Raw genomic sequence first — 24,489 nt, 5'->3', positions numbered from 1 at the left:
GAATTTACAATGGTTTGGTTTGTAATTAAACTGTTACTTATATGATAGGCAGCCATACCCGTAATTGTCAATCCTCAATCATTAAGAAAATGAAAAGCTGTTGTGCCTGCAAACTGCGCAACTTCACCAAGTTCTTCTTCTATGCGAAGCAATTGATTGTATTTCGCAACTCGATCACTGCGTGAAGGAGCACCGGTTTTTATTTGTCCTGCATTGAGTGCGACAGCAAGGTCGGCAATTGTAGTATCTTCGGTTTCACCGGATCGGTGCGAAATAACGGCAGTGTAGGATGCCCTGTGTGCCATGTCGACAGCATCGATTGTTTCTGTTACAGAACCTATCTGGTTAAGTTTGATTAAAATGGAATTGCATACTCCGCGCTTGATACCTTTTTGTAAGATAGCAGTATTGGTCACAAAAATATCGTCACCAACCAGCTGAATCTTGTTACCCAATTCTTGGGTAAGTTTTTTCCAGCCCTTCCAGTCGGCTTCATCAAGACCGTCTTCGATGGATATAAGCGGGTATTGTCTCACCCAGTCACTGTAAAATTCGATTAACTGGTCAGCATCTTTTTTTGATTTTTTCTCAGCAGCCAGTACGTATTTCTTTTCCGTGGCATCGTAAAATTCGCTGGCAGCTGCATCTAGACCAATATAAATATCTTTGCCGGGTTTGTATCCGGCTTGGTGAATTCCTTCAAGAATAGCTTCCATCGCTTCTTCATTGGAACTCAGGTTAGGGGCAAATCCGCCTTCATCGCCACCGGCTGTTTGCAGGCCACGCTTTTTGAGCACGGATTTTAAGGCATGAAAAGTTTCGGCTCCCATACGAAGGGCGTCTGCAAAACTTTTTGCACCCACCGGCAGGATCATGAATTCCTGAATATCGACATTGTTGTCAGCGTGGGCGCCACCATTGAGGATATTCATCATAGGTACAGGCAGCACTTTTGCGTTGACACCACCAAGATAATTATAGAGTGGTAATTCAAGCTCTGCTGCAGTCGCCTTTGCAACAGCCAAAGATACGCCCAGTATGGAGTTGGCACCTAATTTTTTTTTGTTAGCAGTATTGTCCAGCCCGAGCATAACGGTGTCGATCAACACCTGGTTAGAAGATTCAAAGCCAAGAAGGGCAGGGGTGATGATGTCATTCACATTTTTTACGGCCTGCAATACCCCTTTTCCACCATACCTTCTTTTTTTGGTATCTCTTAGTTCCAGCGCTTCTCGTTTCCCTGTAGAAGCACCAGAAGGTACAGCTGCCCTGCCGACCGCCCCGGTTTCAAGGTATGCTTCAACTTCAACTGTAGGGTTACCTCTGGAGTCCAATATTTCTCGCGCAACTATATCTACTATTTCTCCCATGAAAGTACTCTCCAAAATCTATAATTTGATATTTTATATAATAATGTAAATAGTATAAGTATTGAAAGGAATTAAACAACACTTGCCATTTTAAAAATCGGCAGATACATGGCTACAACCAATCCACCAATCATTCCGCCTAAGAAGACCATCATAAACGGTTCGATCATAGCGGTTAGATTTTCTACCGCCTGGTCTACTTCTTCGTCATAAAAATCGGCGATCTTTTCAAGCATGGTGTCCAGTGCACCAACCGACTCGCCGACGTTAATCATTTGTACAACCATATTGGGAAAAACACCTGACTCGTCGAGCGGTTCAGCAATTGGACGTCCCTCTGCAATACTGTCAGCGACTCGAAAAACAGCTCGCTCGATAACCTTATTACCGGAAGTTCGCCCGACAACCTGCAGTGCCTCAAGTATGGGTACGCCACTTTGCAGCATGGTACTTAAGGTTCGAGTGAATTTCGAGACCGCGACCCGGCGGAGCAGGGTACCTAACACCGGTGATTTAAGGAGGGCCGCATCAATTTTGAGACGACCTTTTTCAGTATTGTAAATCCGTTTGAAAATCCAGGTGAAGAGAACAGCTGCAATGACAATATAGAAGAAATTACCTTTAAAAAAATGACTCATGTTGACAACAATCTGCGTTGGTGCCGGCAGTGCTGAACCAAATTCCTGAAACATTTTGTCAAAAACAGGCACAACAAAAACAAGGATGACAACAAGAATAATAAGAGAAATGCCAAGACAGATGGCAGGGTAGGTCATCGCTCCTTTTATCTTTTTCTGCAGAGCCATGGCTTTTTCTTTGAAAACGGCAAGCCTGGAGAGGATGGTGTCAAGAATACCTCCCAGCTCCCCTGCCTCGATCATGTTTGAGTACAGGTTATCAAACACTTTAGGGTGCTTGCGCATGGAATCTGCCAGTGTCGTACCAGTCTCAACGTCGGTTTGAATCTCGAGGATTATCTTTTTAAAGGTGGTGTTTTCCTGCTGTTTGCCGAGAATTTGTAAACATTGAACCAGCGGAAGGCCCGCATCAATCATAGTTGAAAGCTGCCTTGTGAAAATAACAAGGTCTTTGCCGGTGACTTTAGGTTTAAAAAGCGGAATTTGCTCTAGAATATCTTTAGGCTTTTCCTTTATTTTGACATTGTCAATCCGCATTCGCCTGAGTTGCGCCAGAGCAGAATTCTCGTCGGGTGCCTCCAGTTCCCCTTTCCGTTTTTCGCCGTAACTATTTTTTCCTTTCCAAACATAAATTGGCATGAGTCTTTCTCCGGACAACTTCCTGGTGTTTTTAAAGGCTGTTCAATATAAGGTATTGACAGAAAGCGCAATAGTCTTTATAAAATCTATTTTCTATCGGTGAAGTGACAATTCGTCACAATTAATGATATTGTAGGGAAGTTTTTTTCTTGATTCAAGAAAAAGTTTATATTTTTTCAGGAGTTGGCAAGATGCAGACAAATGATACAGCTAAATTCAGTGATGGCCCGTTTCAACCGGTTGTCGAGCAGTGCGAAGGGTGTGATCGCATTGTAGAGGTTGATGAAAAGAAATATTGCAACACATATGTACAGCCTGATGCAAAATGGCGTCTTGGTATTTGCAATTTCGCGACCCATTCCAAGCCGGAAGTGAAAGTGGTGAAAGTAAGAATTAACCCGTTGAAAGCTGCAAAGAGAGCTTCTTCCAAGCGAAGATCCTAGTAATTCAGCAACTTTCTCGGGGCAAGAAAGGAAATCCGCTGCACCATTTCTTCTTGCTGTTATTGAAAAAAAGGCCTTTGTTTCTTAGAAACAAAGGCCTTTTTTATTTTGCGTTATTTTCTTCCGACTCCCATATATTGAAAACCGAGTTCCTTCATCTTTTGCGGTTCGTATACATTACGCAAGTCGACAAATACCGGAGCATTCATGCTTTCTTTTATTCTTTCCAGGTCAAGTGCTCTGTATTGGTTCCATTCTGTCATTAGAACAACGCAGTCGGCTTCAGCAGCAGCTTCATAGGCGTTTTGAACATATTCTATTCCTGCCGGCAGGTAGTGTTTTGCCTCCTCAATACCTTTGGGGTCGTGTGCTTTGATTTTGGCCCCTTTTTCAAGAAGGGCCGGAATGATTGTTGCGGAGGGTGCATCCCGCATATCATCTGTTTCCGGTTTAAATGTAAGGCCGAGTATGGCGATAGTCTTACCTGCCTCAGACCCGCCAAGCATTTCCCTGATTTTTTTAACCATTCGTGCTTTTTGTGCTGAGTTTGCCTCTACTGCAGCTTCAACAACTCGAACATTTTCACCGTTTTCCTGGACTATACGCATCAGGGCCAGCGTATCCTTGGGAAAGCAGGAACCACCGTAGCCCGGTCCTGGGTGTAAAAATTTACTGCCGATACGTCCATCCATGCCAATAGCCTTGGCAATATCTGTAACGTTGGCGTTCACTGCTTCACAGACATTGGCAATTTCATTAATAAAGCTGATTTTTACAGCTAGAAAAGCGTTTGCTGCGTATTTAGCAAGCTCTGCAGTTTCTATGGTCGTGCTGACAATAGGGGTGTCTCTGATGTAAAGGGGTTTGTATATTTCGCGCATAACGTCCTCTGCGCGTTCTGTTTCAACCCCAATTACTACCCTGTCAGGCCGCATGAAATCAGCTATTGCGGCACCTTCTCTTAAAAATTCAGGGTTTGATGCTATATCAATATCAACAGATGGATTAGTTTCTTTGATAATGCGGCTTACCTGCCGTGCTGTACCAACCGGAACCGTGCTTTTGTCCACAACCACTGTGTAACCATTAAGATGTGGTGCTACCTCCTTTGCTGCCTGATAAATATAGCTCAGGTCCGCATAACCGTCACCGCGTCGAGAACTGGGGGTGCCGACAGCAATGAAAACAGCATCTGAGAATGGAACCGATACGGCCAGGTCGCTGGTAAAGCAGAGTCTGCCCTCATCGACATTTTTTTTCACCAGGTTGTCAAGACCTGGTTCATATATAGGGATGACTCCTTTTTTTAATTTTTCAATTTTTTCCTCTACCTTGTCAACACAGGTGACGGTATGGCCGAATTCGGCAAAACAGGTCCCTGTTACCAGGCCTACGTACCCGGTGCCAATCATGGTAATGTGCATTAACTTCTCCTTTTAATAATCTCTAGCACCAAACAGTGCCGTTCCTATTCGTATGTGTGTCGCACCCTCTTCGATAGCAACATGAAAATCTGCCGACATACCCATTGAGAGGACAACGTTTTGATTGTCTGTAAATAATTGTTTACGGGCAAAATCCTCTGCAAGTTTCCTTGTCTCTCTGAAAAAGAGCCTGGTTTCTTCCGGGTTATTTGAAAATGGGGGAATGACCATCAGGCCACGTACCTGCAGTTTGGTTTCGCTGGAAATCCGGCGCAGTAAGGACTCCGTTTCTTCAGGCAAGACGCCTGCCTTTTGTGGTTCCCTTCCGATATTGATTTGCAAAAGGATAGCGATCGATTTGCTAAGGGCGTTGGCATGTTTGTCTATGAGTTTTGCGAGTTTCAGGCTATCAACAGTTTCAATGACGTCAAAAAGACTGACAGCCTGTTTGGCCTTATTGCTTTGCAGATGCCCGATAAAATGCCATGTTATAGACGATGGAAGTTCAGGGATTTTTTGGGCTGCTTCCTGGAGATAATTTTCGCCAAAAATTCTTTGTCCACAGTCAAAAGCCTGCTGTATTAACGCGCATTCTTTTTTCTTTGAAACCGCAACCAAATGGATTGAGTCCGCTGCCCGGTTGCAGCCTGCAGCACATTGGCTGATTTTTTGGCGTATAGTTTGGTAGTTATCCTGTATCATGTTTTTGTTTTAACCCGGCAACCGAAACAGATCGATTGCATTTTTTGTTGTCATGGCAGCAACGTCATGCAGTGACATCTGCTTCAGCTCGGCCACCATTTGCGCAGTATAGGCAATTTTAGCAGGAGTGTTTCTTTTACCCCGAAAAGGGACAGGAGCCAGGAAGGGACCATCAGTTTCAAGAATAAGGTGCTGGATATCTGTTTCCCGGACAACTTCCTGAAGGTCTTTGGCGTTCTTAAAAGTAACAATACCTGGTATGGAAATATAAAAACCAAGATCTATAACCTGACGAGCGAGAGAAACATCGCCTGAGAAACAGTGCATGACCCCTCGCTTGTGGAAAGGACCCGTTGCTCTTAGAAGTTGGATGGTCTCGTCGTGTGCTTCCCGGTCATGGATAACGACCGGTAGGTCCAATTGTTTGGCGAGTTCCAGTTGTGTTGCAAACACTTTACGCTGAACTTCACGAGGAGCATAGTTCTTTGCATAGTCAAGGCCGATTTCACCATACCCTACCACCTTGGGGGCTTTGGATAAAAGTGAGAGCTCATCAAGGATGGCCGGTGTTACATTGTTAGCCTCGTGGGGATGCACTCCTACAGTAGCGTAGATCTGCGGGTATCGGTCTGCAAGTTTCACCGCAGCCCTTGAACTTGCCAAGTCTATACCAATGGTAATTATGTTGCGTATTCCAGCGTCTGCAGCTTGTTCAAGAACATGATCGAGGTCGCTGTCGTATGCCTGCATGTCCAGGTGGCAGTGGGTGTCGATGAGTGTAGCATCAGGAAGAACGGGGGGAGGGCTGGGCGATGTATTCTGCATATATGTGTAAGTAAATATTGGTGACGTTCTCTCTAGTAGGTTGTTTTCGTTTATTTTGTATAAATGAAAATAATGCGAAAAAGCCTTGCTTCGTATAACGGACTGGTGCGTCTCTGCAACAAAAAAAGACTTATATAGCATAGTGAATGTTTATTGACATTAAAACCTTATTTTTTTACAACCAAGTATTTGTTTGTAAAAAAGTTAGCCTGAACAATAGTTTTTTTTGAGCAGTGGAATACTGGGTACTTTCTCCACTTTCTCACTGTATCGAAACAGGCTGCAATACAGGGCGCCTTAGGAAATGTAATTTGTTGATCAGGGGTAGCTTATGTGTAGATGGTAACACCGGGATCTGTTGGGGATTTCGAATGTGAAAATTTTATCATAATGCTCAGTCAGACAACAATACAGTCTCTTAAGGTGACTTACACTCTCTGATCGGAGGATGATCTGCATGAAGAAGAATTTTGTTGTATATGCCATTATTTTGGCAGGGCTGGTAGCGGTGTTTTCTTTATCGGGTTGTGTCGGTAATAAGACAGCAGTTGCCTCTGCACCTGGCGAAAGTCCTGACTCCCTTCCACCTGTACCCGGCTTTGCCGGTGATATCCAGGATATTGTTCTTCCAACGGAACTTGAGTGGAATAGAAAAAATTCGATGGGCATTAAGACCGAGTCTTTTCGAGGTGGCGTTTATGTGTATGAGGGAAAGGTTGCTGTAATGTCCTTGAAAGACTACATGGTGCAATCCATGCAGGATAACAAGTGGAAGCAAGTAGGGGAAACGTCTTCAAAGGATATTATGCTTGCATTTGTCAAGCCCAATAAAACCTGTATGATGGTTATCAGCGAGGGAGGACCTCTCTCCAAAACAAAGTTAACTTTTTATGTGACCATTGATGAAACAGCAGCTACCTCTTTAAATCCCTTTGGTGAAGCTGTAACTCAATAGTAGCGTGTATGACCCCAAATGGTTTTTTTGAATTTCAGTAAGGTATGAGCCTGTGATGAAGAATACACATGTGGACCTGACAAAACCTGGTCTGCAGGGGGTGCGGGTATTGCTTGGAGTTACCGGATCCATTGCCGCATATAAAGCTGCGGAATGGGTTCGTGCTTTAATCAAGGAGGAAGCCATTGTAACGGTTATGATGACCAGTGCCGGACAACGGTTTGTTTCACCGTTGACCTTTTCTGCTCTTTCCGGAAATCGGGTGTATCATGATATGTTTGAGGAGGATCAGGAAGGGGTAATGGCGCACATCAATCTGTCACGAGATAATGACGTGGTGCTCGTGGCTCCTGCTACAGCTCAAACCATGACGCGATTAAGCCGGGGCATGGCTAACGACTTGGTCTCCACTACAGTATTGGCAGCTCAAAAACCTGTTATAGTGTGTCCGGCAATGAATACCAACATGTTCACCCATCCCGCAACACAAGAAAATATCAAGAAATTGGAAGACTACGGATACCATGTGGTCGCCCCGGACAGCGGTTCGTTAGCGTGTGGGGAAGTTGGCGATGGACGGCTTCCTGACTGGGATGTGGCCAGGGAGAAATTGCTGCAGGTACTGTGTCCTGATGATCTCACTGGACAAAATATCGTTATCACTGCCGGGCCTACCAGAGAGGCTATTGATCCCGCCCGCTATCTGACTAACAGGTCCAGTGGGAAGATGGGATATGCTCTTGCAAGAGCAGCCGTGCGTCGCGGCGCTAAGGTTACATTGATAAGTGGGCCCGTAACCTTATCTGAACCTCCAGGGGTGCAGGTAGTCAAGGTCCAGTCTGCCCAAGAGATGGAAGCAGAGGTACTTTCCCATGCTGCGGAAGCATCTGTCGTTATCAAGGCAGCTGCGGTTGCAGATTATCGCCCTCTTGTTGAACAGCACCATAAAATAAAGAAAAAAGCTGATACCTTCAGTCTTGAACTCGTTAAAAATAATGACATCCTTGCCAGGCTTGGAAGGGAAAGAAATGGGCGGCAATTGTTGGTCGGTTTTGCAGCAGAAAGCAAAAATCATCAACAGGAAGGTTTGCGCAAACTCACTGAGAAAAATGTGGACCTGATAGTGGTCAATGATATTCTTGGTAAGAAAACCGGCTTTGATGTTGAGACGAACCAAGTCACCTTAATAGACCGTACCGATATCTGCCAACTTCCGCTTCTCTCCAAAGAGGGGACCGCCAATCAAATTCTTAATAAAGTGTTAGAACTCCTGTCGGCACGATAAATCCGTGCCGACGGTGAGCGTAATCCCTTTTCCCCCGTTTTTTATTTTACAGCGTATCGTCCCTTTTCTTTTTACTCTTTTGTGAACTGGGTGTTTATCAAGAATAGTATTAAGACGGTATGGGGGCTCATATAATTAATTGTTGGAGTAAAAAACGTGCACATAAGTCGCTCGGAACAGAAAAGACGTATCAAGGAAATTGAAACACTGGTGGTTGAACTGGCCAAATTGTCGTCCCAGGTTATTGAAAAATGTCCTTGTTCCCAGGAAGTGAAAGAACTGCTCAACGAGGCAAGTGAACTCAAAGGCGGAGCAAAAAAAAGACAGCTTAAATACATCACCAAGCTGTTGAAGGAGCAACCCCTTGAACAACTCTATAAGTATTTAGCTGATCGAAAAGGGAATGAACTTGTTAAAAATAAACAGTTCCATGAAATTGAGTATTGGCGGGACTCGTTGCTCAACGAAGCGCTGGAGGCTAAAAAGCAATGTGTAGCTGAATTTATGGAGTGGACTGAACAATGGGATTCCAGCGTTGCCGAGTCCATAGCGAAGGAACTTCCAGGGGCAGAAAAGAATACATTGCTCAGGCTTGCATATTTATTTGTTCAGACAAGAAATCCTCGGCACAGCAGGGAAATTTTTCGCTATCTGATGGCCATCAGAGAACAGCAGCGTTTTGGAAAATAAAACGGTTCGGTGAGAGTAGAAAGCCTGTCCCTCCACGACACATATTTGCAGTGCTGGCGCGTAGCATCTGTGTCGCAGAGGTTGAGATTATTACGCTTTTTCTAGTTTTCGTTTGAATGCACGGGCAAAAGTAGCAGCCTCCATCCCGGCGACGCATCCTTCTCCGACAGCTTTTGCCATCTGGTAGGGAGGGCCGACGATGTCTCCGGCGGCATAGATGCCGGTAATGTTAGTTTCCTGTTTGTTGTTTGTCGCGATATACTTGAAGGATTCCATGTCTAGTTGAACGTCGACTTGAGTGGCAAGCTCAAGGGCGCCTTTGGAGCCCAGTTCAATGAAAACACCTTCGGTTTCAATAGTTTCTCCATTATCAAGCAATACGGAACCGACAGCATTTTCTCCTTGAATTTCCTGGATACTATTTGTGATAAATTCTACTTCACTGGCGCGTAATTTGTGTTCGAGTTCCTGAGAGACTTCAAGTTTGTTGGCAATAAGGTAGACTTTAGAGGCGTAATCAAGCAAGGTGAGAGCGCCATCTACAGCCGCGCTTCTGTCTCCTGTTACAGCTACTGTAGCTCCTCGGTAGAAATTGGCGTCGCAGTCCACACAATAGCTGACTCCACGACCTGAAAAATCCTTTTCGCCGGGAACGTTCAGTTTCTTTTTCGCAACACCCATAGCAAAGATAAGCGCCCTTGTGGAGACTGATTTTCCTGTTTCCAGGGTTAAGTCAAAGCCATCTTTCTGGGCGGAAATTTTCAGCACGTCTTCGTGTGAAATCTCGGTGCCGAATGATTTCGCCTGCTCTAAACCTGTCCGGAGGATGTCGCAGCCATCAGACACGCCTGGAATAAAGGCATAGTTTTCAATGTGCGCCCCATAGAGAGCTGAATTTTCGATTCTACCGAGCATGAGAACACGCGTTTTTTTTCTCGATGCATGTATTGCTGCCTGTATACCAGCGGGACCGGCACCAATTATCACCACATCGTAAACGGATTCAGGCATATTTGTCTCCTCTTCTATACGAAAAAAAATTACCCCTGTATGTTTACACAATTAGGGGATGATATTTATCCACGAATATTTCATAAATATTTCTACACCATCCTTAGATCTAGGTCGACAGAATTATTGTTTTCATTTATAATTTCAGGCTCTAGTTTTTATTTATAATTATGGTGTGCTTTAACTCTGCCGGTATCTCTTCTGCAAGCTGTTGACAGCCCGCCGCGCGGCCCTGATGAGCTGGTTCGGTTGCAAACCCTGAAAGTGTAGCGGCCTTTTGCTTATTTGGGCTTAGCCTTTGCATGGATAAAATCGAAGCAAAAGATACAAATCAAGCGCTGCCCGCAATTATTCGACATTAAATTCAACTTCAACGTTAGGTAAACTGTGACATTATCAATAATTGAAATGCTGCTTAATGCAGGGCTCATGGTTAAACTCGTCATGATGACTCTGTTTATTTTTTCTGTAGTATCCTGGTCGATTATCATCGTCAAGCACCTCATGTTTAAGAAATCCGAGAACGCTTCTGCTGATTTCCTTGAAGATTTCTGGAACAGTAAAACGCTTAATGAAGCCTACAACTCTGCTCAAAACTATTCACAGAGTCCAGAGGCCTCGGTTTTTATAACCGGTTATACAGAACTGAAAAAAATCAGCGCAGCCAGGAATGGTGGTGAAGGTGCCGTGACCCTGGAGATGCAGTTGGCCACCATGGAAAATTTAAAACGGTCCGTAAGAAAAGCCCAGGTGATGGAAAGTGATAGAATGTCACGCTCTCTTTCTTTTCTGGCCACCACCGGATCTGCCACGCCTTTTATCGGCTTGTTTGGCACGGTCTGGGGGATCATGACCTCATTTAAAGATATAGGTGAGCGCGGATCTGCATCCTTGGCTGTTGTCGCCCCCGGCATATCAGAGGCTTTGGTGGCGACTGCTGCCGGCTTGGCTGTAGCTATCCCAGCTGTTATTTTTTTCAATTATTATTCCAACAAACTTGCTGATTCGGAATCCGATATTGATAATTTCAGTTCAGATTTTTTGAATCTCATCGAACGAGATATTCTTTCTCGCGCATAAGGATACAATGGGGCCTTCAGGATTAAGAAATAAAAAAGGTTTGGTCGCTGAAATTAATGTGACGCCCCTGGTAGATGTCATGCTGGTATTACTCATCATTTTTATGGTGACCGCGCCGATGATGACACAGGGGTTGGAGGTGGATCTTCCCGCAACAACGGCCAAAGCGTTGAGGCAGCAGGAAAAGCCGATTGTGGTCACGATCAGTGAACAGGGAAAAGTTGTATTAAATAAGGTCGAAGTGAACGCCTCTTTATTGATACAGCAGTTGTCCGCCTTGCCTGACGATCAAAAGGAACAGCCTGTGTATTTACGAGCTGATAAAAATGTTCCTTACGGAGTAGTTGTGGCCACCATGGCAGATATTCGATCAGCCGGTTTTAAAAAACTAGGTATGATCACCGTGCCTGCAGACAAGAAGAAGTAGAGTCTTTTGATTAGATGGCTGTACATTTAACAGAATCCGATTTTTATATTCAGCAAAAAAATGCTGATAACAAGTGGCGTATAGCAGCACCTGTTGCGGTTGGGCTGCATGTCATTCTTCTGGTGTGGTCTTTTTTGCTGCCGGATATGTTTGATCAGAAACCGCTTTTGGATGAGTTCGTCACGGTTGATCTGGTCTCGATGCCTGAACCGCAAGCTCTGCCTGAAATAGCGACACCACCACCAAGCAAACAACCGGAAGTTGAGCAGCCACCTCAACCACCACCAGAAGAGGCGGCACAGCCTGATCCCGATGAGGTGGAAATTCCCCTTGAGTCTGAAGTTGTTCCTGATCCTGTTGTAGAGGCTAAGCCGATATCAGTAAAACCTTTAAAACGAAAAATAAAAAAGGCCGTTGATACGCGACTTGCTGAAGAAAAGGAACGTGAAAAAAGGGCACTTGCATTGCGCGAAAAAGAGCATCAGCGAAAGCGCAATGAGCAGTTGGAGAGAGAACAAAAGCAAAAGGCTGCTGCTGCCCGAAAAGCGGCTGCGGTTGCACGAGCTGAACAAGCAAGAAAAGAAGCTGATCTCGCCGCCAAAGATGCGAGAAGAGCCCTGGCGGAGATGTATCGTCGCCAAGGCGCATTGGAAACAAAAAATACAACCGCTGCTGCAAGCGGTTCTGGAAACTCTGCTAGGCGTCAGGTGCAGTCAATTGTTGCCCAGCAATACTATGCTGCCCTCTATTCGCATATACAAGGATACTGGGTGTTGCCCGATATGCGCAAGTGGGATCGCAACCTTGAGGCGACAGTTGTCCTGGTGATTAATAACAACGGACAGGTACTGAAAACAACTGTCGAAAAGCAATCACGAGACCCCTTTTTCAACCAGGTCGTGGTAAAAACACTGCATAGTGCTGCTCCAATGCCGACTTTTCCAAAGCTCATGAAGGAAAGAACCATTGAGGTGGGGTTACGTTTTCGGCCTGGTAAACTGGAAATGTGATGAAAACAAAACGCAACTGTGCAGCCGCATCCACGGTGGCTGGGTTCACCTCTGCATACGATAAGGCCGGAAGGCATAGCTTGCGGTAGTATAGTTATCCAGCCCGCTTGATTGTCGGAGCACAACTGAACAGTTACAGGTCGAAGTTAAGGCGAGCTTTTTTTCGCTGAACAGTTCCAATAAAACATACAACAAAAACTATGATTTTTTTCAAACGCAACTTTTTGGTCATTGTAGCTCTTTTATTTACGTGCGGTTTTTTGCCGGACAATGCCTCTGCTGAACGGGTATATCTTGACATCACCGCAGCTGATGTTCGTAAAGTGGTTGTAGCTGTGCCTGCCTTTACCTTCACCGGATCGCCGGCCGGTAGCCAAAAGGGTAAAGAGATGGCGCAACTGCTCGGTCGTGCACTGGAAATTCATGGTTTTATTGATTTAGTCGATACCAGCCGTTATGCTGGTGTGCAAAATGTCGATTGGCGTGCCTTGGGTGTTGATTATGCTGTTATGGGAAAGTTCAGCCAGAGCGCTCAAGAGATGGTTATTGAAGGGCGGCTGCTTGATGTTGCTGAAAACAGACTCCTGGCAGGAAGGCGCTACCGAGGAGCCGCCAGCCAGCAGGATGACATGGTTTTACGACTTGCCGATGGTTTGATAGAGGAATTCACCGGTGAACCGGGGATCAGCAGAACTTCCATCGCCTATGTGTCTGATGTGTCAGGTCGAAAGGAAATATATATCTCGGATATTTTAGGTCGAAATCAAAGACAGATCACTAAACACAAGCATTTAGCTGTTTCTCCAAGATTTACCCCTGATGGCAATTATCTCGCTTATACCACCTATCACCGTGGTAATCAGGACCTTTACATTACCGATCTCAGGCAAAACAAGGTGACCAGGTCACTTTCTCGCAGAAGCGGGATGAACTTAGCACCTGCTTTTTCTCCGGATGGCAAGAATATGGTCGTCACCTTGAGTAAAGATGGTGGACCTGACTTGTACCTTTTGGATAGAAAAGGGGAAATACTCAAACGCATCACATCAAGGTCTGGAATTAATGTCTCTGCCTCCTATTCTCCGGATGGTAACAACATTGTGTTTGTTTCCGATCGCAGTGGGAAGCCTCAAGTGTATACAATGGATTTAAGGAGTGGAAATGTGAAGCGTTTGACCTTTAAATCCGCCGGCTCGCAGAACAGCGAACCTAATTGGTCACCCAAAGGAGACTTGATTGCTTTTTCAGGATTGGTTGACGGGCATAATCAGCTTTTTATTATGGATCCACAGGGAAATAATGTGAAACGGTTGACCACAAGTTGGGGTGATTACGAGTCGCCTTCATGGTCGCCGGATGGAAAATTGTTGACTTTTGCCCGGAGAAGAAACGGTAAATCAGAGATCTGTATTATAGGTAAAAATGGAAAAGGATTGCGTGTGCTTTTTCCTTTTAAGGGCAATAAGTCGTACCCGCAATGGTCCCCTTCTTTATAACACTTTCCATGGTCGTCACTCCAATCAAAGGTGAGTTGTCCTTTTTTGCCGGGGTACTTGAGAAGGTCTTTTCTAAGAGAACAGGGCGCTGCTGCGCAATAAAGATTTTTAAAGTAACATGAGTATAGAAATGTAATTTAAAAAATCCATTTTTCCGCCCCTTTTCGGTGAGGCTTTGCATGGTTGTTATCGCAAAGGGCTGACCGTCTTTTGGGCGGAATTTGAGGTTTCCTTAAATCGGTTTATTATAGAGTGAATGAAAAGGGAGCGTACATGAAAACTATTCGTAATATTACTGTGGCCGGCTGTTCATTGTTACTGCTAACCCAATGTGCAACACAAGATGAGGTTCGAGTTCTGAATAATCAACTCCGGGCCGTTAATCAAAAAGTGGATGAGGTTAAGTCCACTACAGTCAATCAAATGCAAAAGCGGCAGGCCAGCTCCGTGAATAAAATAGGTCAAGTAGAAAGCGAAACTATGCGCCTGCAGTCCATGATTGAAGAGAGTGCCCACCAGGCAAGTCTCTACCGGGAGCAGGGCAAAGAGGATATTGCTAACCTGCAGGCTGCAATAGAGGCAATGCGTGAAGAGAATAAAACCAAGCTGCTTGAAACAGATCAAAAAATTTCTGTTCTAGAGCAACAGGTCGCTCTGTTAAGAGGAAATATTGAGCAAGCCCAGCAACAAAGGGTTCGAGAGGCGGAAAAACGTGCCCGCGCAGCTGCTATAAAAGCTGAAGAGGCGCGTCGTCAGAGCTATGTTGCTGCAACCAGCGGCTCGCAACTGGCAAGAGTCACTCCAGATAAAAAGAAAGTAAAGATTGGCAGCGCCCCTGTTGTCAATGGTGAGGAAACTCCTGCTCAGGCTTCCGTGGCGACTGCCCCAAAAGTAGAAGAAGTACAGCCACAGGTTAAAACGGTTGTTACTCCTGATTTGACATCAGAGCCATTTAACCAGGCGATGCAGCAGTATCAGGCAAAAAAATATCAGGATGCCTATCGAGGATTTGAGCAGGTATTAGCCGGTAATCCACAAGGGAAACGCGCTGCCGAAACGCTTTTTTACATGGGAGAATGCCTTTTTTATCAAGGTGAGTATGATCTGGCAATCCTTGATTATCAAAAAGTGATTTCTAATCACTCTAGAAACAGCCTTACCCCCCAGGCCCTGCTGAAACAAGGGATGTCATTTGAAAAACTCACTGACCATGAAACAGCTAAAATTATCTATAAAAAGCTTATCAATGATTATGCGGGCAGTAGTGAGGCCGGCCAGGCAAAGAGTCGACTGGCAAATCTTTAAGCTGAGAGGATGACTCAAACCGAATCATTACAAGGCATTGTGCCGTCAACAGTTTCAAATATCAGGCTGCATGCACTCAACCGGTTGGACAAGAACGACCTTTTTTATTTCTGGATTGATTAACAGTGGGCAAGAAAAAACGACTCGACATAATGTTGGTTGAAAGGCAGCTTGCCAAAAGCCTTGATGAAGCCCGGCGGTTAATCTGTTCGGGTGTGATTCGGGTAAACGGAATGCTTCGTGAGAAAGCGGAAAGTCAACACGAAGAGCACGTCAAGATCAGCCTTCATAAAACAAAACGTTTTGTGAGTAGGGGCGGCGAAAAACTTGCACCAGCGCTTGAGCATTTTGCCATTGATCCGGCAGGGAAAATCTGTCTTGATATAGGTAGTTCTACAGGAGGTTTTACTGATTGCCTGCTCCAGAATAATGCGAAACGCGCTTATTGCGTGGATGTCGGCTATGGTATATTGGACTGGAAAATTCGCCAGGATAAAAGAGTGGTTGTGTTGGAGCGAACCAATGCCCGTTTCCTCACCAAAAAGGAAATACCGGAATCTGTAGATTTTTGCGTTATTGATGCTTCCTTCATTTCGCTGAATCTCCTACTGGAACCACTTGTTCAGTTTTTTGATACCACTGTTATGATTTTGGCATTAATTAAACCACAGTTCCAGTTACCGCAAAAAAAAATTACAGCAGGTGGGGTTATCACTGATCAGGACTTGCACGCTGAAGCTATTGAAATGGTAGAGACCCATGCTGCAACGCTTGGCTTATATTCCCAAGGAATTATTGCCTCACCCATACGCGGGGCAAAAGGTAATCAGGAGTTTTTTATACTGCTTACCGGACAATCAAGTGATCTTCACTGAAGAATAGGGTTAAGATAAATAAGGAGATAACGATGAAAAGAAATATCGTCAAAAATGTATTCATATCAACTGTTACAGCTGCCACTCTAGTGGGAGCGACCGTTTTGAGTTCATCGGCAGCAGAATATGTAACTGTTACAAAAGACGGCGTAAACCTACGTTCCGGCCCAGGCACCAATTATGAGGCTATTTATCAGTTACCTATGCATTATCCTTTACGAGTTTTATCAAAAAAAGGACAGTGGGTCAAAATTGAGGATTATGAGGGCGACAAGGGGTGGATTTATGATACCTTAGTTTCGGCATCTCCTTATGTGATTGTAAAGGTCGAGGAAGGGAATGTTCGCAGTGGTCCTGGAACCAACAATGCAAAGGTAGGGACCGTGTCCAAAGACGTTATTTTAAAAAAGGGTGATAATCAGGGTGACTGGATACAGGTCAGTCACCCTGAGATCAACGGCTGGGTCCACCGCTCCCTGGTATGGCCGTAAGCTTTTTTTCTAAAAACGAGAAGTTACTGTAGTCGCTCACCACAATTTTTAATCTACCGCTGTTTAGCCTGATCTGATACTCGGGCTAGCCCGAATTTCTCATGAGTTTTTTGGTTTTCGGTTTAAGTTTTTGATATTTATAGAAAATACGGTAGCGTTAAAAAAACAGACTGTTTTTTCGTCGATAATCAAAAAACTCACCCTCCGGGTCAGCGGATTTTTCCGCAGACTCTTTGTTGCATGCCATTTGCGGTAGCTTACTATCGGAGTCTACGCTTACCTGCTGCGTGTCCTGCGCCTCGATCTGCGAAAAACTTCACTGATGAGAAATCCGGGCTAACGCGGCTTGAAAATTAACCGGCAGTCGCACCTTTTTCTTCGCTTTGTTTCGGAAAAGAAGGTGCTGCTGCCGGATTCCAAAGAGAAAAAGTTCTTTTGTCAATTGTACATCTTCTCGGCAATAGGCTGTCAGCTTTTCCATTTCTCCCTGTTTAAACCATTCAAGAGCCTGCAGGCCATGTCCTTGCTTGCTTTTGCCCAGTGTCTGTTCGGCGAGGTGATCCAGACTGAGCCGGTAGCCAAGTTGATTGTAAATTACTTCCAGGATGTCAAAGGACGGCAGGGAGGAAAGATTTTTTCGGGTATAGGCTGAGAGCACTTTGTTGTCAAACCGTTTGTTATTAAAGCCGACAACGAGGTCAAATGAGAAAAGAGATATGATCAGTTGTTCTATCTGTTTCTCTTCATACACAAGAAATTTTTGTTGCCTGTTGTCATATACTACGGCAACGCTGACCCCCATATTTTGTGCTCTATGCCAGCCGCCTACCTCCTGGGCTGACCTTTTTGTTTCTATATCGAAAACACAATAATTTTCGGGCAGGATGACCTGCTCGATGTGATTCGTTGTTTTTTTGAGAGTCGGTAAAGGGGGGTGCTCTACCATTGCGGAGTTTGAAGCAGGCGGCGGTTTCAGCAATGCCTCCATGATATAAACGCATCCATTTTTGTCTATTGGGCGGTTACCTGAACCACATTTAGAAGAATGGACACAGCTCGGGCAACCTGCGTCACAGCTGCAGGAGCGTACGGCGTTCAGAGTACTTTCAACCAGGCTGTGTATATGAGAAAACGCCTCACGTGCCAGTCCCACGCCACCGGCATGGCCGTCGTAGACAAAAACAGCGGCTCCTTCTATTTGGTCATGCCAAGGATGAGAAATGCCGCCAATGTCATTGCGGTCACAAAGTACCAAAAGCGGCATCAGTCCAATAAGAGCATGCTCCATGGCGTGTATGCCGCCCATAAAATGAAATTGGTGGTGTTCGCAGGCATTTTTGATATGTGGGGGAAGCAGGAGCCAGTAGCCTTCTGTTTCAAAGGTCTGCGGGGGAAGATCAAGCGGACGACGACCGATGATCTTCATGCTGCCGGAGAGAATTTTCAAGTATCCCGTGATATGCTCGGTCACCCGTAGCCGACCAAAAAAAACGACCACACCTTTGAGTTGAGTTCGTGAGAATTCCTCTAGTATCTCGGTGGTTTTGGTTGATTGGACACGGGTAAAATAATTGGGGGATATTGGGCTGACATAGACAGCCTTTTCTTCCATATCAAGGCCGTCGACGTAATAGCTTTGTGCCATATGCAGATAGATTGCTCCCTTATGACATTCTGTGATAACGCGACGCCCGTCAATTTCACCTATTATTTTATTGTTTGCTGAAAGGTAAATCATAAAGGGGTGGCCGCTCCCCCTGATACTGACATGACGTTGCGGGTACTTTCGAGCGGCAAACCAAGAGTTGCCATTTGCAGACTGCAGCAACTCTCCGGCAGTGGTTAGTTCTTGCAACTGTTGATCGAGTTTATAGGCCTGGAGCAGTGGCTCCTCTCTGTGGAGAGGTATTTCCGCAGCTGCGCACACCAGGTGCCGGCCGGCAATAAAGGTATTGAGCGGGTTGATGGTGACAGATTCAACCGGGCGGGCGAAAAAATCTTCAGGGTTGCGCATAAAGTACTGATCAAGGGCATCTTCATGACCAATAAGGATGACTAATGATTCGCGATTATTTCTCCCGACCCTTCCAGCCCGTTGCCTGGCTGCCATTATAGATCCGGGGTAACCAACCATTATACATATGTCCAGGGTACCGATATCTATACCCAGCTCAAGTGCTGAAGTGGTGATAACGGCAAGCAGTTCCCCTGTCACAAGCTTTTTTTCTATATGGCGTCGATCTTCAGGGAGAAAGCCGGCCCGATAAGAAGCTATGTTGTGTTGATACTCTTTGAGCCGCTTGCCGGACCACATGGTGATCAGCTCTGTCATCTTTCTTGATTGCGTATAGATGATGGTTCGCAGTTTTCTGTGTACAGCAGCGTCGAGTAGCAGGGTTGCCGCGCCTGCTGCTGAGTCTATTGGGTTAAGCAGCAGGGTATGTTTGGCTGCTTTACCGGCTCCTGAGGCGGTAACTGAAACAAACCGTTGTCCGGTCAGGTTTTGTGCCAGGTCTTCAGGGTTGCCAACCGTAGCAGACGTGAGGATGTAGGTCGGTTGGGTACCGTAAACTTCGCACATCCTATTCAAGCGGCGCAGAACCCAGGCGATATGCGAGCCGAAAACACCTCGATACGTATGTACTTCATCAATGATAATATACTTAAGATGTGAGAAAAAATGCGCCCATTTGTCGCTGTAAGGTAACAGGGAAAGATGGAGCATATCAGGGTTGGTTATAAGCACTGCCGGCAGTTGTTCACGTATCTTTTTTCGTTTATAGCCGGAGGTGTCACCGTCATATATTGCAGCCGTATCGGTTTCCGGCAGAACCTCCTCTGGAAGGTTATGGACGAGGGTTTGAAGGGTTTTCAACTGGTCCTGAGCCAGTGCTTTTAAGGGAAATAAATAAAGGGCTTTTGTCAGGGGCTCGGTAAGTAGGCTTTGTATTACAGGTAGATTATATATCAGGCTTTTCCCCGAGGCCGTAGCTGTGGAAATAATAACATGTCGTCCTGCTGCAACATGTTCTATAGCTGCTGCCTGGTGGGAGTAGAGGGCCTTTATCCCTATATTGTGTAACAGGCTCCGTATCGGGTCGGACAGCAGTTTAGACGAAGCATGTTCAGCTATTTGGGGAGCATCGGTGTGGTGAGCAACAACTTGCCGGCCGAATTTTTCAGATTGTTTAAGTGCGGTAACATACTCTGTAACGCCTGTTTTCTCTCCTTCTGTCCCCATTGATAACTATTAGTGTTTGTTATTTTAAAAATATCTTATACTATTGCTTGGCCCTTTTCCACCATGGTCGGGAAGGGCGTCACTCAATCGACTTGAGTGGCTTGAGCGTATAAAAAATGTTTTGGTAACTATTCGTAAAGATCTACAAACTCTCAATCTATCCCGAACTGTAGCTATTCATCTGTGTTTCAATTATTCATAAGCATACCGATTAGCTCTACATCGCTATGCTGGGGCGGATTAGGGAGAATGGGGGTGCTGCTCAATAGTTACGTGTTTTTTTGCTGTTTTCCGGCTGCTGCAGTACTGTATACACAAATTCCATAGGTATAGAAATGTTAACCATTGCCACAATTGGACCTCAAGGATCTTTAGCGTGGAAAGCTGCACAAAAATATGCAGATGATGCAGTTTTGCGTACCCATTCGAGTTCGAAAAAAGTGATTTCCTCTTTTGTTAATCACGATGTGGATTGCGCAATCCTGCCTGTCTATAATACCCGCGAAGGGGAGAATAAACAGTATTTTCGTATTTTTGACCACCTGAAAGCAGGGTATTGGGTGGACAATGTTATTGTCTACTCCGACCTTTCACTGGGGATGCATCAGCCGGATGCTGATTTAGATTCCATACATTTACTGGTTGGAAGGCGAGAAGTCCTGGGCCAGTGTGCCGAGTTTATTGATCAGCATTTACCAGACGTTGACCAGATGGTGGTCAGCGATGTCGAACAGGTAATGGCTGACATCAGCAGCGGGCAACGATCAGGAGTCGGATTCATTGCTCCTGTGGAAATGCTTAGTGAGCACGGATTTCATATACTTGAGCGGGAGGTCGCTCCCCATAACCGTACCAGATTTGCTGTGTTTGCGCATGATTTACCCAAGCCGACCGGGTATGATGCCACCACCTTTGTCACTGTACCTTTAGATGATCGCGTAGGGTTACTGGTAGATATCCTCCAGGAATTCTCTCAGCGGGGTATTAATATTCTCGATATGCGCTCAGAGAATGATATAAAAACCCAAAAGCTGCAGATCTACATAGAAGCAGAAGGTCATATCAGCACCGAGATGATGAGCAGTGCACTGCAGCATATCGAGAACAAGGTTATTCAGCAGCCGGGCGCTATTCAAGTGCTTGGCAGTTTCCCTCGGATCGATATGCGAACCAAGCACATAAAATCGTTTGGCTTTATCGGCACCGGAGCGATGAGCAAGTGGTTTGCAGATCGCTTGGAGAGTGAAGGGTACAAAGTGTTCATGAGTGGTCGCTCCACCTCGTTGCGACCGGAAGAGATGATCCGTTATGTGGACGTTGTCATCATCTGTGTTCCGATATCGGTTACCACCGAAACCATTGCCAAATATGGGCCGATGATTGCCGGAAACAAAGCGCTTATTTTACTTGCAGGCGAATCGGAAAAAACAGTTAACACGGCACTTGAAACTACCTCGGAAACGGTAGAAGTTATGCTGGTGCATAATTTGTGGGGGCCTCAGGCAGCCACAATGAAAGATAAAAATGCAGTGGTGGTCAGAACGCCGCGGAGCGGTTTGTATTGCAGTGAGTTTGAAGCATTTATGTATAAACATGGTGCTGATATTTATCACGACAGCTCTACCCAGCATGATTTATTGATGGGGGTCGGCCAGAAGTTGCCCACTGCTATTTCGGTTGCTCTGGCCATGACACTGCAGGAAAATGAAATCACCAGTGAAGATATTGCCAGTCATAGTACCCTGACATCCCTGTACCCTATTTTAGCAATGGCCAGGGTGCATTCACAGAATCCGAGGACCTATGCGGAAATAATGTCCACCTCTGGTGCTGGCAATAAAATTGTGATCGATTTTTTAAAAAATCTACAGACAATAATGGAACTCGCAGATGCGGCTTCCATAGGTCCTTTAAGCGAACTGATTAATAAGAATGCTCAACATCTGAGTGACTCGTTCCTTCGTGCAAGAATGGAGCAGGCTAAAGCCGTGGATACGGTATTGGGGAAAATGATTTAATAAGGTGTGTTGACCATTAAGGTACCAGTGGTTATTTTTCACCTTTGCGTTCGCCTTTATGGGCGGAAATTGTCAAATATGTCAAACAGCACCTGTTATAGAGGGTTATCAGATGACGCAGAGAAAACTGAATAACCTTAGATGGTAGGATAAGAAGAATATGTTCAATTTTCTCTAAAAAAGGAGCTTTTGCCTTTATGTTGTCCCGTGCATTGAAGTATCTCGAAGAAAAACATACCTGTCCCCACTGTAAACAAGAGTTGTCGCTTTGTCATGCGCCACCAATGCATGTCGGTGACGGGCTTGGCTGGGGATCTGAATTTCTTTTTGTCTGTCTCAATGATGAATGCCCTCTTTTTGTTAAAGGATGGAAGTACATCGAAGACCAATACGGTCATGTCGGCTCTTATCGACATATGGAAATCCCGGATTCCAATGAAAACTATAATATGATGGTTGCCGGTCATGATGCTTTTAAAGGCAGTCTGGTTGATGTTGAGAGCATGAAAAAGCAGAATGATCGTTTTCAAAAAGAAAAAAAAGCTGTTGCAGCTTTGGACACCTGTGTTGAAAAGGGTGATCTGGAATCTGTACTGTTCTTGATCCTCGATGAACATGCCAAACTGTCGGACAGAAAGCGAGCTGTTACGTACCTGGTTCCCCTAAACGATGTTTCCTGTATAGAACCTCTTCGCAATTTTAGTTATAGGGATACAGATCTTGAGCAGGCAGTGAATATGGCGCTCAATAAATTACTGGCGCAGAATTTTTTGAAAGAGTGCCCATTCTGTAGCGAGTTGATTAAAAGTCGGGCTAAAGTGTGTAAACACTGCCAGAAAGATTTATAAATTGAACTTTCTGCTTGCCAAAAGATCTGCTTGAGGGTATATAAGCCCACGTTCAGTGGTGAGCGTAGCTCAGCTGGTGGTAGCACCGGGTTGTGGCCTCGGAGGTCGTGGGTTCAAGTCCCATCGCTCACCCCACAAATTGAAAAGGCATTTCAAGTATCGCACTTGAAGTGCCTTTTTTTTTCTCTGGAAAACTCTCGTCCTTTTCATGCGTTAGCGCCCACCCAGGCAGGTTCTTTTCTCCCCAAAATATTGATGTTTAAGCAGGGTAAACCTGCGCTCTCTTTGGTCATCGCTCTTAACCCTGATTGTATGATTCCTCATGAATATTTTTTCATGAAACAAGAAAATGTTTATGAGGAATCCGGGTCGTTAACCGAAAGTTACTTTTCAAAGAGAGACCGGGGTTGCGGTTGTATAGTATCCATTACGCTGTTTTTGATGGATGGTTGATGAGCTTTTAGTGTATTTATAAAAAAGAGGGATAAAGTCGTCAGCGACCCCTATTGCTTTACAAAAATCTGCTGCATTGATTGCTTGCAGTTGCGGGGCGAGTATCCTACAGGCTGTTTGGAAGAGAATTTTCGTTTTTTCTCTATCAGAGTGCCGTATCAGTTCTTTAAAGTAGGGTGCACAAACAAAAATGACCATAATTCACCTCAAAATTTTTTTCTATTACTATTGCACTTTTCATTCCAGATTGTTTTTTTAGCTCTAGTGCGTTGGAATTGTAGAGTTTGTTCAATTTGTTGATTCTTGTTTTTATTTGTTGTTTCGGAAAAAAGGAATTTTTAAAACTGTATTCCGGAATTGCGCGTTGCAGGTGTAGCGGTTAGGTGACTTTTGTTGTTGACAGTGAGAATACCACCATGTTGCAGATACTTCCTTTTGAACAGAGTGTTGAAGTACAGCAAGCTGTTGAGGCCTATCAGAATGCCGAATATCCTATTGCCCTGACTGGTGCCGGAATTTCGGTTGCTTCCGGGATACCTGATTTCAGGAGTCCAGGTGGATTATGGAGCATATTCAATCCTGAAGAGTACGCTACTTTGGAGGTGTTTTTGCGTAATCCAGATAAAGCGTGGCAACTATATCGTGAACTTGGTTTGGTTCTGTTGGACAAGGAGCCAAGTAAGGCCCATAATGCTCTGGTGGAGTTAGAAAGAGAGGGGTTGCTGAAAGCGGTTATTACGCAGAATGTTGATCGACTCCACCAGAAAGCCGGAAGCCGTCAGGTAGTAGAAATACATGGCGAGCATCAACACCTCCAGTGCCTGCAGTGCAGGAACCGCATGCCGGTTAGCAAATCACACTATCAGGGCAGGGGCAGTGTACCTTGTCCCAAGTGCGGTTTTCCTTTAAAGCCTGGTATTGTCCTTTTCGGCGAGGATGTGCGTGAGTATGACAGAATTGCTGCCATAGCTTCCAAAGCCGATTTTTTGCTGGTCATAGGTACTTCCGCCCAGGTGTATCCTGCTGCGGAGATACCGTTTTTGGTGAAACGCAATAACGGGCGTGTGTACGAATTTAATCAGGAACACGTACTTGCAAGGCAGCTGTCTGCACAAAGCGGCAGGGAGGGTGATTATTGTTTTAAAGGCGATGTGGAAGAAACACTTCCCTGGTTTGTCAGTTTGGTTGTAGCAGCATGAAAAAACAACCTTGCATCATTTTCACCCAATCTCTCAGAGCCTGGTGCTTACTATGGTAGGCGAA

The 24,489-nt window shown here is 45.1% G+C and carries 22 protein-coding genes and 1 tRNA gene; 15 read left to right on the top strand and 8 right to left on the bottom strand.

Going from position 1 to position 24,489, the window contains the following annotated elements:
- Positions 1-74: 74 nt before the first annotated feature.
- Positions 75-1,370 carry a phosphopyruvate hydratase gene (gene eno / locus JWH17_RS15885; RefSeq protein ID WP_205223619.1) on the bottom strand — a complete coding sequence of 432 codons (1,296 nt, stop codon included), beginning with the start codon at positions 1,368-1,370 and terminating at the stop codon, positions 75-77.
- Between the two features lie 71 nt (positions 1,371-1,441).
- A complete protein-coding gene (locus tag JWH17_RS15880) occupies positions 1,442-2,647 on the bottom strand; it encodes a type II secretion system F family protein (protein WP_205223618.1) in 1,206 nt (401 codons plus the stop codon).
- A 191-nt stretch (positions 2,648-2,838) separates the two neighbouring features.
- Between JWH17_RS15880 and JWH17_RS15875 the strand changes: the two genes are divergently transcribed.
- Entirely contained in the window at positions 2,839-3,090 is a 252-nt protein-coding gene (locus JWH17_RS15875; protein WP_205223617.1) for a PxxKW family cysteine-rich protein, read from the top strand.
- Positions 3,091-3,203: 113 nt separating this feature from the next.
- Here the strand turns inward: JWH17_RS15875 and JWH17_RS15870 are convergent, their stop codons facing one another.
- Genes JWH17_RS15870 through JWH17_RS15860 form a run of 3 tightly spaced genes read right to left on the bottom strand, consistent with a single transcriptional unit; the run spans position 3,204 to position 6,041 of the window.
- Positions 3,204-4,514 carry a UDP-glucose dehydrogenase family protein gene (locus JWH17_RS15870; protein WP_205223616.1) on the bottom strand — a complete coding sequence of 437 codons (1,311 nt, stop codon included), beginning with the start codon at positions 4,512-4,514 and terminating at the stop codon, positions 3,204-3,206.
- A gap of 12 nt (positions 4,515-4,526) precedes the next feature.
- Positions 4,527-5,216, bottom strand: a complete 690-nt coding sequence (locus tag JWH17_RS15865) for a YggS family pyridoxal phosphate-dependent enzyme (RefSeq protein ID WP_205223615.1) — start codon at positions 5,214-5,216, stop codon at positions 4,527-4,529.
- 9 nt (positions 5,217-5,225) lie between these two features.
- Positions 5,226-6,041: a TatD family hydrolase gene (locus JWH17_RS15860; protein WP_205223614.1), complete on the bottom strand. Its 816-nt coding sequence runs from the start codon at positions 6,039-6,041 to the stop codon at positions 5,226-5,228.
- Between the two features lie 457 nt (positions 6,042-6,498).
- Here JWH17_RS15860 and JWH17_RS15855 point away from each other — a divergent pair, with 457 nt between their 5' ends.
- From JWH17_RS15855 to yjgA, 3 genes are all read left to right on the top strand, one after another.
- On the top strand, positions 6,499-6,996 hold the full coding sequence (locus JWH17_RS15855; protein ID WP_205223613.1) for a hypothetical protein: 498 nt from the start codon (positions 6,499-6,501) through the stop codon (positions 6,994-6,996).
- Positions 6,997-7,051: 55 nt separating this feature from the next.
- Positions 7,052-8,281, top strand: a complete 1,230-nt coding sequence (gene coaBC, locus JWH17_RS15850) for a bifunctional phosphopantothenoylcysteine decarboxylase/phosphopantothenate--cysteine ligase CoaBC (RefSeq protein WP_205223612.1) — start codon at positions 7,052-7,054, stop codon at positions 8,279-8,281.
- Positions 8,282-8,437: 156 nt separating this feature from the next.
- Positions 8,438-8,971, top strand: a complete 534-nt coding sequence (gene yjgA / locus JWH17_RS15845; RefSeq protein ID WP_205223611.1) for a ribosome biogenesis factor YjgA — start codon at positions 8,438-8,440, stop codon at positions 8,969-8,971.
- 90 nt (positions 8,972-9,061) lie between these two features.
- Here the strand turns inward: yjgA and JWH17_RS15840 are convergent, their stop codons facing one another.
- A complete protein-coding gene (locus JWH17_RS15840; RefSeq protein WP_205223610.1) occupies positions 9,062-9,982 on the bottom strand; it encodes an NAD(P)/FAD-dependent oxidoreductase in 921 nt (306 codons plus the stop codon).
- A gap of 387 nt (positions 9,983-10,369) precedes the next feature.
- Here JWH17_RS15840 and tolQ point away from each other — a divergent pair, with 387 nt between their 5' ends.
- The 7 genes from tolQ to JWH17_RS15805 all read left to right on the top strand — a co-directional run bounded on the left by tolQ (position 10,370) and on the right by JWH17_RS15805 (position 16,666).
- Complete coding sequence (tolQ, locus tag JWH17_RS15835) at positions 10,370-11,062, top strand: protein TolQ (RefSeq protein ID WP_205223609.1); 693 nt, start codon at positions 10,370-10,372, stop codon at positions 11,060-11,062.
- A 7-nt stretch (positions 11,063-11,069) separates the two neighbouring features.
- Complete coding sequence (gene tolR, locus JWH17_RS15830) at positions 11,070-11,489, top strand: protein TolR (protein ID WP_205223608.1); 420 nt, start codon at positions 11,070-11,072, stop codon at positions 11,487-11,489.
- A gap of 14 nt (positions 11,490-11,503) precedes the next feature.
- The gene (gene tolA, locus JWH17_RS15825; RefSeq protein WP_205223607.1) at positions 11,504-12,499 is read left to right on the top strand and encodes a cell envelope integrity protein TolA; all 996 of its coding nucleotides are present in this window, start codon (positions 11,504-11,506) and stop codon (positions 12,497-12,499) included.
- Between the two features lie 200 nt (positions 12,500-12,699).
- The gene (gene tolB / locus JWH17_RS15820) at positions 12,700-13,995 is read left to right on the top strand and encodes a Tol-Pal system beta propeller repeat protein TolB (protein ID WP_205223606.1); all 1,296 of its coding nucleotides are present in this window, start codon (positions 12,700-12,702) and stop codon (positions 13,993-13,995) included.
- 273 nt (positions 13,996-14,268) lie between these two features.
- On the top strand, positions 14,269-15,300 hold the full coding sequence (locus JWH17_RS15815) for a tetratricopeptide repeat protein (protein WP_205223605.1): 1,032 nt from the start codon (positions 14,269-14,271) through the stop codon (positions 15,298-15,300).
- Between the two features lie 125 nt (positions 15,301-15,425).
- Positions 15,426-16,175, top strand: a complete 750-nt coding sequence (locus JWH17_RS15810; RefSeq protein ID WP_319548006.1) for a TlyA family RNA methyltransferase — start codon at positions 15,426-15,428, stop codon at positions 16,173-16,175.
- 32 nt (positions 16,176-16,207) lie between these two features.
- On the top strand, positions 16,208-16,666 hold the full coding sequence (locus JWH17_RS15805; protein ID WP_205223604.1) for an SH3 domain-containing protein: 459 nt from the start codon (positions 16,208-16,210) through the stop codon (positions 16,664-16,666).
- A gap of 316 nt (positions 16,667-16,982) precedes the next feature.
- Here the strand turns inward: JWH17_RS15805 and JWH17_RS15800 are convergent, their stop codons facing one another.
- Positions 16,983-19,907, bottom strand: a complete 2,925-nt coding sequence (locus JWH17_RS15800; protein WP_205223603.1) for a DEAD/DEAH box helicase — start codon at positions 19,905-19,907, stop codon at positions 16,983-16,985.
- A 335-nt stretch (positions 19,908-20,242) separates the two neighbouring features.
- Between JWH17_RS15800 and JWH17_RS15795 the strand changes: the two genes are divergently transcribed.
- The 3 genes from JWH17_RS15795 (at position 20,243) to JWH17_RS15785 (ending at position 22,908) form a co-directional block, all read left to right on the top strand.
- Positions 20,243-21,925 (top strand): prephenate dehydratase domain-containing protein, encoded by a 1,683-nt coding sequence (locus JWH17_RS15795; RefSeq protein ID WP_205223602.1) that lies wholly within the window; start codon positions 20,243-20,245, stop codon positions 21,923-21,925.
- Between the two features lie 197 nt (positions 21,926-22,122).
- Positions 22,123-22,773 carry a zinc ribbon domain-containing protein gene (locus JWH17_RS15790; RefSeq protein WP_205223601.1) on the top strand — a complete coding sequence of 217 codons (651 nt, stop codon included), beginning with the start codon at positions 22,123-22,125 and terminating at the stop codon, positions 22,771-22,773.
- A 58-nt stretch (positions 22,774-22,831) separates the two neighbouring features.
- Positions 22,832-22,908, top strand: a tRNA-His gene (locus JWH17_RS15785).
- A 255-nt stretch (positions 22,909-23,163) separates the two neighbouring features.
- On the opposite strand, the gene JWH17_RS15780 is transcribed toward JWH17_RS15785, so the two are convergent.
- Positions 23,164-23,424, bottom strand: a complete 261-nt coding sequence (locus tag JWH17_RS15780) for a hypothetical protein (protein ID WP_205223600.1) — start codon at positions 23,422-23,424, stop codon at positions 23,164-23,166.
- Between the two features lie 185 nt (positions 23,425-23,609).
- Here JWH17_RS15780 and JWH17_RS15775 point away from each other — a divergent pair, with 185 nt between their 5' ends.
- Positions 23,610-24,425 (top strand): SIR2 family NAD-dependent protein deacylase, encoded by an 816-nt coding sequence (locus JWH17_RS15775; protein ID WP_205223599.1) that lies wholly within the window; start codon positions 23,610-23,612, stop codon positions 24,423-24,425.
- Positions 24,426-24,489 lie beyond the last annotated feature (64 nt).

The sequence above is a fragment of the Desulfogranum marinum genome (genome assembly GCF_016918565.1).
GTDB lineage: Bacteria > Desulfobacterota > Desulfobulbia > Desulfobulbales > Desulfobulbaceae > Desulfogranum > Desulfogranum marinum.
The sequence above is the reverse complement of the archived record's forward strand: the minus strand, read 5'-3'. Positions and strand labels throughout refer to the sequence as shown.